Here is a 13,632-nt window from a genome sequence, read left to right as displayed (position 1 = left end):
GGACCTTTTACATACCTTTTTCAGACTTCTGCGCCGTTCATGCAGAGGTCTTGCGATTTTTGAAAGTGAGGTCATATAGTGAACGAAAAAGAGAAAAATACCATGCCCAGAAAGAATAGCACTGAGGCTCCTAAAAGAACTTACAGAAAGAGAACTGCTGCTCCAAAGGAAAAAAACTTAAAGGAAAAGCCGGTTAAGGAAAAAGCAGTGAAGGAAACTGCTGCAAAATCCGAAAAGACTGCTTCTGCCAAGCCCAGGTCGCGTACAAGACAGCCCAAGGAAGTCAAGAAGACTCCTGTAAGGATAATCCCACTGGGCGGTCTCAACGAGATCGGCAAGAACATGACTGTATTCGAGTGCTCAAACGATATGTTCATTCTCGACTGCGGACTTGCCTTCCCCGATGCGGATATGCCCGGCGTTGACATTGTTATCCCTGATTTCACCTATGTTGAGCGCAATCAGGATAAGATAAGAGGTATCGTCATCACCCACGGTCACGAGGATCACATCGGCGGTCTTGCTTATCTTCTCAAGAAGATCAATGTTCCTGTTTACGCAACAAGGCTCACTATCGGTCTTATTGAGGGCAAACTCAAGGAGCAGGGACTTTACGGCAAGGTCAACCTCAATGTGGTTGAACCTAAAAAGACTGTAAAAATGGGCTGTATGGCTGTTGAATTCATCAAGGTCAACCACTCTATCCCCGATTCTGTTGGTATGGCTATACACACTCCCGCAGGCGTTATCGTCCACACAGGCGACTTCAAGGTGGACTATTCTCCCATCGACGGAAAGATCATCGACCTTGCCCGCTTCGGCGAGCTTGGAAGCCGAGGTGTTCTTGCTCTTATGGCTGACTCCACCAACGCCGAGCGTCCCGGATATACCCACTCGGAGAGAACAGTCGGTGAATCTTTCGATAAGCTGTTCCAGAAGGGTGAAGGCAAGCGTATTATCATCGCTACCTTCTCCTCTAATATCCACCGTGTACAACAGATCATCAACTGCGCCGTAAGATACGGACGAAAGGTAGCTGTATTCGGAAGGAGCATGATCAATGTTATCAATACCGCTATTGAGCTGGGATACCTTGATGTCCCCGACGGTATTATCATAGATATTGAAATGATGAACCGCTATGAAAGCGAAAGGATAGTTCTCATAACCACAGGAAGTCAGGGCGAGCCTATGTCCGCTCTTACCAGAATGGCTATGAATGACCACAAAAAGGTCAATATCACTCCTATGGATTTCATCATTATTTCAGCAACTCCTATCCCCGGCAATGAGAAATTCGTTACAAGAGTTGTCAACGAGCTCATGAAATCGGGCGCAGAGGTGGTTTATGAAGCTATGTACGAGGTACACGTTTCGGGACACGCCTGCCAGGAGGAGCTCAAGCTCATGCAGTCACTTACCAAGCCCAAGTTCTTCATTCCTGTTCATGGTGAGTACAAGCATCTTAAAAAGCACGCCGATCTGGCACTTCAGATGGGTATGCCCAGAGAAAATGTCATTATTGCTGAAATAGGCAACGTTATTGAGACTGACGGAAATACTATGAAGATCGTTTCACAGGTTCCCGCAGGACGTGTCCTCGTTGACGGTCTCGGCGTAGGCGACGTTGGCTCCATCGTCCTCAGGGACAGAAAGCATCTGGCTCAGGACGGACTTATCATCATAGTTATCGGCATCGAAAAGAGCACCAATGAGATAGTTGCAGGTCCTGATATAATATCAAGAGGCTTTGTTTATGTACGCGAATCGGAAGAACTTATGGTAGAGGCTCGCAGTCTCCTTTCGGATACTCTTGCAAACTGCTCTGCAAGCGAGCTCAGGGAGTGGAATTCTCTCAAGGGCAAGCTCCGTGACGCACTCTCTGATTACATCTACCAGAAAACAAAGCGCAGTCCTATGATACTTCCTATAATTATGGAGACATGATCTTTCCGAAAGGAGCTTAAAGGTGAAAAAGAAATTTCCGGCAGTTCTGATGATCCTGCACCTGCTTGCGCTCGGTACAATGATCACCACTTATCTGCTGATCGGTAAAACCGACCGTACAGCAGACTGGCTGTTTCTGGCATCTGCCGTTATCATTTTTATCTGCATTATCTATACTATCATCTATTCAAGGAATTCAATGCGGCATATCTCAAAAATGAACAAGCATCTTGAAAGCTCTGCTGCTGAATTCATGAATTTCCTCCCAGCACCTGTGGCTGTTATCGACGATCACAGGCAGTTCGTCTGGTATAACCAGATCTTTGCGGAAAAGATAGGTCTGGGTCAGGACGTTTACGGACATGATTTTGAAGGCTTCGTGAAGATGGATATTGATTCGCTCATATCCAACGGAAAGGCTATCTGTCCCATCAACGGCAGTATATATGATGTAACTGCCGAAAAATTCGACAAGAACGATATGTCCTTCCTGGTCCTTTATTTTCATGATGAAACCAATTACTTCGCAATGAAGAAGACCATGGACGAGTCTCACCCTAATGTTGTCGTTATAACTATCGACAACTATGACGACATTATGCAGAATGCAAAGGAGAGCGAAAAAGCTCAGACATCTGTTGAGACCGAAAAGCTCATCGAAAACTTCATGAGCAAGACCAACGGCTTCATAAAGAAGACCTCCTCAAATACATTCTTCGCAATCATCGAAAACCGTCATCTCAATGGTATAATCGACGATAAGTTCAAGATACTCGACGCAGCAAGGAACATCAAGATCGCAGGAAAATACCCTCTCACATTCTCTATCGGTGTCGGTCAGGGAGCTTCCTCCCTTTCCGAAAGCGAGAGCATCGCAAGACAGTGCCTTGATATGGCTCTTGGACGAGGCGGCGATCAGGCTGTTATCAAGACAGATAACGGCTATCGTTTCTTCGGCGGCGTTTCCAAGGGCGTTGAGAAGCGTTCAAGATCAAAGACCAGAATTATCGCAAATGCTATGCAGGATCTTATTATGAGCTCGGAGAGAGTATTCCTCATGGGGCACCGCTTCGGTGACCTGGACTCTGTAGGAGCATCCTGCGGTATGGCAGGAGCACTGAAGATACTGGGCAAACAAGCATATATCGCCGTCGACCGCTCAAAAAACCTCGCAAATAACCTTATTGATATTGTTGACGAGGAAACAAACTGCGGACTCTTTATCACCCCCGCTGAAGCTGAGGAGATGATAGGTCCCCATGATATGCTCATTATAGTTGATACCCATAATAAGGACTATGTGGAAAGCCGCGATCTCTACGAAAAGGCGAAATCTGTTGTAGTCATCGACCACCACAGGAAGACAGTAAACTTCATCGACGACGCCGTTATCTTCCACCATGAGCCCTACGCTTCGTCAGCTTCGGAAATGGTAACAGAGATAATACAGTATTTTAATTACGGCTCCGACGAAAAGCTCGCAAGCTGTCACGCCGACGCGCTGCTTGCGGGTATTATGCTTGACACAAAGAATTTCGTCATGAGAACAGGCGTAAGGACCTTTGAAGCTGCTGCATACCTGAAGAAAATGGGCGCAGATACGGTTGCTGTAAAGCTCCTTTTCTCAAATTCCATCGACTCTTACAGAAGAAAGACCCAGATAGTCGCTTCTGCAAAGATACATAACAACTGCGCTATCGCAGCTGCTGATTTCAAATCAGATGACATAAGGCTCGTAGCACCTCAGGCTGCCGACGAGCTCCTCGGCATAACAGACGTTGACGCTTCATTTGTCATATACAAGACAGGAAGCACAGTAAATATATCAGCAAGATCTCTCGGCGCACTAAATGTTCAGGTCATTATGGAACAGCTGGGCGGCGGAGGTCACCAGACTATGGCAGCAACTCAGCTTGAAGGCGCCTCTGTCGAGGAAGCTGTAAAAGCACTTATCTACGCAATAGATGACTGCCGCAGGAATACTTCGGAATAATTATTAAAGAAAGGTCGGTATAAATATGAAGGTTATTTTCTTAAAGGACGTAAAAGGCTCAGGTAACAAGGGCGAATTAAAGAACGTTGCAGACGGATATGCACGCAATATGCTCCTCCCCAAGGGTCTTGCTGTTGAGGCAACTCCCGAGAATATGAACAAGCTGGAGGGCGCTCAGGCTTCCGCTCAGCACAAGATCGACGTTGATATTCAGAATGCAAAGGACGCAGCTGCCAAGCTCAAGGGCAAAAAGATAAACATCAAAGCAAAGGCAGGCTCCAACGGCAAGCTTTTCGGTTCAGTTACCGGCGCCAACGTTGCAGAGTCTCTTGCAGAACAGGTCGGCGTGACCGTTGACAAGAAGAAGATCACTCTCAGCACAGACATCAAGAACTTCGGCTCCTATACTGCCACAGTAAAGCTGTATAACGGTATCTCCGAGACAGTTGATGTGGAAGTTACAGAAGGCTGATCGGTGAATAATATGGACGAAAATGAAATCCTGCTCTCCGCCCGCGAACTGCCCCACAGTATCGAGGCGGAGCAGTCCGTTTTAGGAGCTATTATTTCTGATCCATCAGTGCTCTCTGACGTCCTTGAGCTCATAAAGCCGGAGTATTTCTACAATGATCAGCACAAAGCACTTTTCTCGATCATGCTGCAAATGAACTCAATGAGTCTCCCTGTTGACATTGTAACGGTGCTCAATGAAGCAGAAAAGCAGCATATATTTGAAAGTGCGGCTGAGGGAAGACGCTATCTTGCAGAGATTGGCAATATGCTCCCATCTACCGCAAATATCGAAAGCTACTGCAAGATCGTCGCCGACAAATACTTCCTGAGAAGCCTCAGCTACGTCGCAAGAACTATTCTTGAGGAAGTGCAGTCAGGTGAGCAGAATGCCCAGCTTCTTCTGGACTCTGCCGAGCAGAAGATATATGATATAAGACAGGGACGCGATGTACGCGGACTTGTTCCCCTTTCGGAGGCTATCGCCGAGGCATATGACAGACTGGGAAAGATCTCAGGTCCCGACAAGGACAAGTATGTTGGTGCGAGGACCGGCTTCACGCTTCTTGACAGCATAACTTCAGGTCTTAACAAGTCTGACCTGATAATCATAGCTGCCCGTCCCGGTATGGGAAAGACCTCCTTTGCAATGAATATTGCTACAAATGTAGCAAGACGCGCTGAAAAGGAAGTAGTTACCTTTAACCTGGAAATGTCAAAGGAGCAGCTGGCTACGAGAATACTCTCCACAGAGGCTCTTGTCGAGTCAAACACGCTCAGAAACGGAAGGATCTCAGGCGATGACTGGGTCAAGCTTGCTACCAGCGCAGGCTACCTCAGCTCACTCCCCCTATACATCGACGATACCGCAAGTATGACCGTTCAGCAGATGAAGGCTAAGCTGAGGCGTACAAAAAATCTCGGACTGGTCATCATCGACTACCTCCAGCTCATGGAATCCACATCACATTCTGATAACCGTGTTACCGTTATCAGTGAGATCACACGTCAGCTCAAGGTAATGGCTAAGGAGCTTAATGTTCCTGTCATCCTCCTTTCGCAGCTCTCCCGTGCTGTTGAGAGCCGTACCGATAAGCGCCCCATGCTCTCGGACCTGCGTGAATCCGGATCTATCGAGCAGGATGCAGATATTGTTCTTTTCCTCTATCGAGAGGCTTATTATAATAAGGAAAGCCAGAGACAGAATATATCCGAATGTATCGTTGCAAAGAACCGTCACGGTGAAACGGGTACTGTCGAACTTATATGGGACGGTCAGTATACAAGGTTTTCAAATCCTGATTATGAGACTCCTCCCGAAAATGTATAATGATGTTAGCTAAGGTTTACAAGTTTATAACTGAAAATAATATGCTCAGCAGCGGCGATACAGTAGTCTGCGGTCTCTCGGGAGGCGCTGACAGTGTTGCCCTGCTGCTTTCACTGTATCAGCTAAGAGAGAAACTGGGTATAAGCGTTGAAGCTCTACATGTAAATCACTGTATCAGAGGCAAGGAGAGCGACGGCGACGAGGAGTTCTGCCGTGAGCTCTGCAAAAGTCTTGATATAGCCTTTACAGCAGTGCGCTGCGACGTTATCAGTCAGTCGAAAATATGGCAGAGATCCACAGAAGAGACTGCGAGGATAATGCGTTACGAGGAGTTTGCAAAGCACTCAGAGGGCAAAAAGCTTGCCACTGCTCACAATGCAAATGACAATCTGGAGACTGTTATCCTTAATCTCACTCGCGGTACAGGCATAAAAGGACTTGCAGGTATCCCATGCACCCGTGAGAATATCATCCGTCCCCTGCTGACAGTTACAAGGGCTGAGATCGAAGAATTTCTAAGCGTATCGGGGCAAAACTATGTTACCGACAGCACTAATCTCTCAGATGATTATACGAGGAATAAGATCAGACATAAGATCATTCCCCTTCTTGAGGAGATAAACAGCTCCGTTGTTGCCACCTCCGTAAATACCCTTGAGACGGTCAGGGAGGAGAATGCTGTTATCGAAGCAGATACAGACGCTGCAATGAAAAAATGCAGGCACGTAAATAGTCTTAACGGACTTTCGGAATATCCGCCTGTTATTAGAAAACGCTGTATATCAAGGCTTCTCTCTGAGAATAAGCTCCCCTACTCACATCAGCGGCTCGAGGATGCCGATAATGTTCTCATGAACGGCGGAAAGCTTAATATTTCGCGTAATATTTATCTTACAGCAGAAAATGGCTCAGTAAGTCTCGGAACTATCACGGACGAGGCTGAAATAGTTGTGGAAATGCCTCTTCAGCTCGGTGACAATATTATATGTGACAATTGCACTGTCAGATGCGATCTGTTTGAATGTGATAATTTGAAGAAAATTGAAGCTGTTCACAAAAAATCCACATTTTATCTGCTTGATTATGATAAAATAAGAGGAAGGCTTATTGTGCGTACCAGAAAGTATGGCGACAGGATACGACTTAAAGGCAGGAACTTCACTTCCTCGATAAAAAAGCTTATCAACGAAAAGATCCCGCCTGAAAAAAGGAACGGTCTTCTCTTTATCGAAGACGAGGAGGGGACGATCCTGGCTGAAAGTCTCGGCATCGCCGATAGAATTGCCCCTGAAAGCAATACAGCCCGTTTTCTTGAAATTTCATTTATACGATCATAAAGAATGGAGAGGATAATTTGACACCAAAGAAAAGCAAGGGTATTATTACCTACCTGCTGTTGATCGTTATCGCAGTTTTCTGTCTCGTTTTCATCAGTTCAAGGATCAATGCTGATGCAGATAAGACCGAATACACTACGGTCATCAGTTATTTCGACAACAAACAGGTCTCATACTACAAGCTTGATCTTGGCACAGGAGAGCTGACCTACAAACTCAAGGACGATGAGACCGAAAAGCATTACACTGTCCCCAACGTTAATATCTTCCTTACGGATACTGAAAACTACCGTCAGGAGTATAACGAGGATAATCCTGATGCTCCGCTTGTACAGGACTACATCAAGATCACCGACAGGACATGGCTCTACTCGCTTATCCCTGTTCTGCTGACTATAATCCTTGGAATCGCTATCCTCTACTTTATGATGAAACAGAGCGGAGGCGGCGGTAAGTACACCACCTTCGGAAAGGCTAACCTTAAAAACGGTGCAAGTGCAAGAAAGGCTACTTTCAAGGACGTTGCAGGTGCAGATGAGGAAAAACAGGAACTTGTCGAGATAGTTGACTATCTCAAGAACCCCAAGAAATATACTGAGCTTGGCGCTAAGGTGCCCAAGGGCGTTCTCCTTCTCGGACCTCCCGGTACAGGTAAGACCCTTCTTGCCCGTGCTGTTGCCGGCGAAGCAGGCTGTCCCTTCTTCCCTATCTCAGGCTCGGACTTCGTAGAAATGTTCGTCGGTGTAGGTGCTTCAAGAGTAAGAGACCTCTTTGAGCAGGCTAAGAAGCACGCTCCCGCTATCATTTTTATCGATGAGATCGATGCTGTCGGACGCCACAGAGGCGCAGGTCTCGGCGGCGGACATGATGAACGCGAACAGACACTGAACCAGCTCCTTGTTGAGATGGACGGTTTTACCGGAAACGAAAGCGTTATCGTTATCGCTGCTACAAACAGACGCGATATTCTTGATCCCGCACTTCTCAGACCCGGCAGATTTGACAGACAGATCGTTGTTGGATATCCCGATGTCAAGGGACGTGAAGAGATACTCAGAGTCCACGCAAAGAACAAGCCTCTTGGTCCCGATGTTGATATTAAGCGTATTGCAAGGACTACTCAGGGCTTTACAGGTGCGGATCTTGAAAATGTGCTCAACGAAGCTGCTCTCCTTGCAGCAAGAAATGAGCGCCGTGCTATCACAGAGGCTGATATTGAGGAAGCTACACTCAAGGTCATTGCAGGTCCCGAGAAAAAGTCAAGGATAGTTACAGAGCACGACAGAAAGGTAACTGCTTATCACGAAGCAGGTCATGCTATCGCTTCGTACAATCTTCCTACTCAGGATAAGGTACATCAGGTTACTATTATCCAGAGAGGTATGGCAGCAGGTCTTACCATCTACCGTCCCGATACAGACGATCAGCACGTTTCCCGCAATCAGATGCGTGAGCGTATAATCACTATGCTTGGCGGACGCTGCGCCGAGGAGATCTTCCTGGACGACATCTGCACAGGTGCTTCAAACGATATTGAAAGAGCGACTGCTACTGCAAGAAACATGGTAACCAAGTACGGCTTCTCTTCAAAGCTTGGTACTGTTACCTATGGCTCAGACAATGATGAGGTGTTCCTTGGAAAAGACTACGGTCACACCAAGAACTACAGCGAGGCTGTTGCTGCACAGATCGATGAAGAGGTTCGCTCCATCATCGAAAAGGCTTACAGCGATTGTACAGCGATCCTCAGAGCCAATTCCGACAAAATGCACTTCCTTGCAAAGTATCTTCTCAAATATGAAAAGATCGACGGAGACGATTTTGAAAAGCTTATGAGAGGCGAGATCAGTGAATCAGTCCTCACAGATGATGCTCCTGAGGAGCCTGTGGGCGGTCTCGGCTTTGACGAAGAGCCTTCTCCCGAAAACAACTAATAACGAAAGATCCCGAAGAGCTTTTCTTCGGGATTTTTAATTCAAATGATTTGTTGTTGAAATAATTATTCCATTGTGTTATAATATAAAAAGTATTTTTACACGGAGGTGTTATTTTGGATTCTCTTAATCTCATACTATGTGCTGTTGCGGCGGCTGCACTGGATATATGTATCCTTGTACTCATCATAACAGCTTATCGTGAGAAGAAATCGACTAAAAAGAACTGGCATCAGGTCTCAAGTGACATGGAGCTCGCTGAGCAGGACAAGACCTATGAGCTTGGCTGTGACGAAGTACTCATCGGCAGACACGCTTCGGCAGATATAAGACTTCCCGACCTTTCCGTTTCAAGATACCACGCAATGCTGACAGTTGCGAATGGTGTCTGGACAATAAAGGACATCGGCTCAAAATCAGGCATATTTGTAAACGGTGAGCTTACCCGTGAAGCCGTGCTACATGAAAACGATATGATAAAGCTCGGAAACCGCCGCCTTCTCTTCAGAAAAAGGAGGGATCCACGTGTACGCTAATCCTGTTGCATATGTTTTCTCATGTATATTCGTTCTTATAGCACACTTTGCAATGCTCAGCAACATCTGGTTCAACGGCAATTATACGGAAGTCCGCGATGTTGCAGTGCTGGGCGCGGCTGTCATTATACTTGACATCGCCTATTTCGCTGTCATACTCGCATTCAAGCAGATGTCATACGCCCTTGACTTCCTGCTTATACTTATAATAGGTATGAGCGTTATATTCCAGTCCTGTTTCGGACATGTCAAATTAGACGTTAAGCACTACATAACCTGTATCGTTTGTCTTGCTGCCTGCAAGGCAGGATATATGCTGTGCAGGGACCACAAGCTACTTCAGGATAAAAAACTGTACATATACGGCGCTATCGGCGTTATGGTCCTCATAACCCTTGTATTCACAAGTGCGGAGAATATGTGGATAGAGATAGGCTCATTCACTTTGCAGCCTTCTGAGTTCATAAAGCCCCTGTTTGTTCTTGCCTGCGCCACATCAATTGCAGACCAGCAGAAAAGGCACAAGATACTCATTTTTAATGTAGTCTACGAAAACATCGCTCTTTTCTGTATAATGGCTGTAATCTGCCTTGTACAGGTAAAGTCCCACGACTACGGAAGCCTTCCCACATTCCTCAGTATTTACGCAATGGGCTTCCTCCTCAGGATATGCTACCCCAAGGCTAAATTCTCCAAGAAAAAGCTTTTCGGAGTTATCGCCGTACTTGTTGTCTTCCTTATCATTGGACTCAAGTACGCCCCCGATTACGTTCAGCACAGACTTCACGTTGATATATGGAGCGATAAAACAGGTGACGGCTATCAGCAGTCACAGGCACTTATCGGTATTGCAAACGGAGGCTGGTTCGGCGTAGGTCCGGGAAAGGGCTTCCTCGCCAATGTATTCGCATATGACAACGATATTGTATTTGCGACAGTAAGTGAGGAATGGGGACTTCTCTATGCACTTATGATGGTCCTTGTTATTATAATCATCACTGCTGTGCCTCTTATCAATCCTACACGCTCTTACTTCCATGGTTCAATGTCTGCCTGTGTATGTGCAGCCTTCATTGTCCAGATGGCACTTAATATTTTCGGCTCATGTAATCTTATCCCCTTCACAGGTGTAACCATCCCCTTTATCTCTACAGGCGGAAGCTCACTGCTTGTAAGCGGAATTATGATAGGTATGCTCATGGCAGGACAGTCCCCTGTATTCAAGGAGCATAAGCAGAAAAAACAGGAAGATCCCGAGCCTGCATGGAGGTGGAAGGAATGAAGAGCATAAAGCGAACGCAAAGACTCATAAGTCTTGTAATATCTCTTTTCGTTCTCGGAATGGCTGTGCTTGTATTCAAGCTGATACACGAATCCTCATTCTATATGATGAATTCCGACAAGCATGAGCTTGGATTTGTCTATGACCGAAAAGGAGATGTACTCTTTGACGGTACGGGAGAGGGCTCCTACCCTGATAATTATTTCCTTGATGTGGGAAATATCATCGGTGATGACAAGGGTCAGATGAACAATACTCTTGTCGCAAATAACATCGAAAAGCTCAATAATTACGATTTCTCAAACGGTCTAAAGCAGAACGGCGGCAAGGCAGCTATCTATACGACTCTCGACCATGCTTCAAACCGTGCGGTATTCAATGCCTTCGGCTATCAGGACGGCTGCGTCTGTGCTTATAATTATAAGACCGGTGAGATGCTTGTAAGTGCAAGTCTCCCCTCCCTTGATGTTACCAAGGGCTATGCCGACATTGGCAATTTCCGACCCGGTACCCTCCTGTCCAAGACCTTGTCAGGTACAGTCCCCGGCTCTACACAGAAGGTCTCAACAGTTGTTACAGCCCTTGAGATAATGGGAACAAGCAATCTTTACGCCAAAAGCTATAACTGCTCAGGCAAATACACCAATCATACCGGCGATACTATCGACTGTCACAACATTTACGGTCACGGTACCCAGAATATACAGGAAGCTTTCGAGAACAGCTGTAATCCCTTTTTCGCACAGCTTATTGAGGATGACGATATGCCTCTGGACAGAGTTATGAAGCAGTACGAAAAGATGGGCTATGTTCTCAACGGAGATAAACCTACGTATTACGAGATCGACGGTATACAGTGTGATACTGCTTCCACCACTCTTGAGGACAAGTATCAGTTCAAGACCCAGTGGGGCTGTATCGGTCAGGGCGATACCCTTGTAAGTCCCATGCAGCTCATGATGTGGCAGAGCGCCATTGCCAATGAGACAGGCAGAATGACTATGCCGTATTTTATCGATCATGTCACTGATGTCAGCGGTAAGGTAAAGGACAAAGCCAAAACACGCTACAGCGACAAGCTTTTCTCCGAAAGCACCGCTTCCGCGGCTAAGCAGATACTTCTCACCAACGGCGCCGACAGATACGCTTATTCGATATCGGGATACTCCGTCGGCGTAAAGAGCGGTACCGCTCAGGTAGATGAAGGAGCACATGAAAATTCACTTCTTGTTGGCTTTGTGGACGATCCTTCCTTCCCCATCGCTTTCTGCATTCTTATCGAACACAAGGACAGCGGCTATCTCACTACAGAGCAGATTGCACAGGTGCTTCTTGATAATTTAAAAAACAATAATTGATGTCAGATTAAACAAATAATAGATTTCTCTTTGTGCATTTAAACGAATTTAACAAAAATATCTTGTAAAGACTCTTATATTATGGTATAATATAACCATAAACTTATGCTATGTTTTTCGCATAGCTTAAAGGAGGACTAATATGAAAACTACCATCACAGCTAAGAAAATGCAGATCCCGACTAACTTTACTGAATACGCTGAGAAAAGGATCGATTCACGTCTCGGAAAGTTCTTTGGCGACGACGCTGACGCAAAGATCGTTATATCCGAGATCAAAAACCAGATCATTCTTGAGCTTACTGTAAAATACAACAGCATTATTTTCCGTGCAGAGCGTACAGCTGAGGATAAGTATGTTGCTCTTGACGATGCTATCGATAAGATCATCAGACAGATCAGAAAGAACAAGACCAAAGTCGAAAAGAAGCTGAAGGATACCGCCTTCAAGGAGGCTTTCGCTTATCCTGTTCCTGATACAGTTGATTACGAGGTAATCAAGCATAAGAAGTTCAAGATGAGACCCATGGATATTGACGAGGCTATTCTCCAGATGAATATGCTGGATCATGAGTTCTTTATGTTCACCAACGCCGAGACAGGTCTTATAAACGTGGTTTATAAGCGTGCAGACGGCAACTATGCGGTTCTTGAACCTGATAACGACTAAGTTCATAATGACAGTATGCGGGGCTATATGTCCCGCATATTGATTTTTAAAGGAGTGTTTACAATGGACAATAACAAGAAAGCAATTATCGAAAAAAGAATCAACGCTGTGGGCGAAAAGCTGCGCAAGAACAATATGGAGTTCTACTACGCCGAGACTAAAGAGGACGTCTGTCCCATAGTTGCCTCACTCATCAAAAAGGGAGATGTTATAACCAACGGTGGTACAATGACAATGGCTGAATGCGGACTCAGCGAGCTTCTATCCTCACCCGACTATACCTACCTTGACCGCTCAAAGATGACTCCTGAGGAGGTACAGGAGCTCTATATAAGAGCCTTTTCAGCTGACGTTTATATCTCAAGCTCAAATGCTATAACCGAGGACGGTGTGCTATACAATGTTGACGGAAACAGCAACCGTATCGCTGCCATCGCTTACGGTCCCAAGTCCGTAATAATAATTGCAGGCTATAATAAAATAGTCAGGGACCTCAATGAGGCTGAGATAAGGGTCAAGAGGGAGGCTGCTCCGCCTAACTGTGTTCGTCTTAACTGCGAGACCTATTGTAAAGAAAAGGGAGAATGTGTATCCCTCTCCAAAGCTGACCGGCAGATAAGCGACGGCTGCGGCGGAGACGGCAGAATATGTTGTAACTACCTTATTTCAGCACAGCAGAGACACAAGGGCAGGATAAAGGTCATTATCGTCGGCGAAGAACTGGGCTATTGATCT

At 46.0% G+C, this 13,632-nt stretch carries 11 protein-coding genes; all 11 read left to right on the top strand.

Annotated features, from left to right (window positions below; genetic code table 11):
• Positions 1 to 102 precede the first annotated feature (102 nt).
• The 11 genes from T488_RS0108760 to T488_RS0108710 all read left to right on the top strand — a co-directional run bounded on the left by T488_RS0108760 (position 103) and on the right by T488_RS0108710 (position 13,629).
• Positions 103 to 1,947, top strand: coding sequence for a ribonuclease J (locus T488_RS0108760; protein WP_242838319.1), 1,845 nt, complete (start codon positions 103 to 105; stop codon positions 1,945 to 1,947).
• Between the two features lie 22 nt (positions 1,948 to 1,969).
• Positions 1,970 to 3,940: a DHH family phosphoesterase gene (locus T488_RS0108755; protein WP_028520451.1), complete on the top strand. Its 1,971-nt coding sequence runs from the start codon at positions 1,970 to 1,972 to the stop codon at positions 3,938 to 3,940.
• A gap of 25 nt (positions 3,941 to 3,965) precedes the next feature.
• Entirely contained in the window at positions 3,966 to 4,412 is a 447-nt protein-coding gene (gene rplI / locus T488_RS0108750; RefSeq protein ID WP_028520450.1) for a 50S ribosomal protein L9, read from the top strand.
• 12 nt (positions 4,413 to 4,424) lie between these two features.
• A complete protein-coding gene (dnaB, locus tag T488_RS0108745) occupies positions 4,425 to 5,780 on the top strand; it encodes a replicative DNA helicase (RefSeq protein WP_028520449.1) in 1,356 nt (451 codons plus the stop codon).
• Positions 5,780 to 7,117, top strand: a complete 1,338-nt coding sequence (gene tilS / locus T488_RS18765; RefSeq protein ID WP_051536404.1) for a tRNA lysidine(34) synthetase TilS — start codon at positions 5,780 to 5,782, stop codon at positions 7,115 to 7,117. Before dnaB ends, tilS begins: the two co-directional genes overlap by 1 nt.
• Positions 7,118 to 7,134: 17 nt before the next feature.
• Positions 7,135 to 9,051, top strand: coding sequence for an ATP-dependent zinc metalloprotease FtsH (gene ftsH, locus T488_RS17490; RefSeq protein WP_037297616.1), 1,917 nt, complete (start codon positions 7,135 to 7,137; stop codon positions 9,049 to 9,051).
• Positions 9,052 to 9,167: 116 nt separating this feature from the next.
• On the top strand, positions 9,168 to 9,587 hold the full coding sequence (locus T488_RS0108730; RefSeq protein ID WP_028520447.1) for an FHA domain-containing protein: 420 nt from the start codon (positions 9,168 to 9,170) through the stop codon (positions 9,585 to 9,587).
• A complete protein-coding gene (locus T488_RS0108725) occupies positions 9,577 to 10,869 on the top strand; it encodes an FtsW/RodA/SpoVE family cell cycle protein (protein WP_028520446.1) in 1,293 nt (430 codons plus the stop codon). Before T488_RS0108730 ends, T488_RS0108725 begins: the two co-directional genes overlap by 11 nt.
• On the top strand, positions 10,866 to 12,227 hold the full coding sequence (locus T488_RS0108720; RefSeq protein WP_028520445.1) for a penicillin-binding transpeptidase domain-containing protein: 1,362 nt from the start codon (positions 10,866 to 10,868) through the stop codon (positions 12,225 to 12,227). Before T488_RS0108725 ends, T488_RS0108720 begins: the two co-directional genes overlap by 4 nt.
• 142 nt (positions 12,228 to 12,369) lie before the next feature.
• Positions 12,370 to 12,897, top strand: coding sequence for a ribosome hibernation-promoting factor, HPF/YfiA family (hpf, locus tag T488_RS0108715; RefSeq protein ID WP_028520444.1), 528 nt, complete (start codon positions 12,370 to 12,372; stop codon positions 12,895 to 12,897).
• A gap of 63 nt (positions 12,898 to 12,960) precedes the next feature.
• On the top strand, positions 12,961 to 13,629 hold the full coding sequence (locus tag T488_RS0108710; protein WP_028520443.1) for a lactate utilization protein: 669 nt from the start codon (positions 12,961 to 12,963) through the stop codon (positions 13,627 to 13,629).
• The last annotated feature ends 3 nt before the right edge of the window (positions 13,630 to 13,632 follow it).

Source organism: Ruminococcus flavefaciens ND2009 (genome assembly GCF_000621785.1).
Classification (GTDB): Bacteria; Bacillota; Clostridia; order Oscillospirales; family Ruminococcaceae; genus Ruminococcus; species Ruminococcus flavefaciens_C.
The sequence above is the reverse complement of the archived record's forward strand: the minus strand, read 5'-3'. Positions and strand labels throughout refer to the sequence as shown.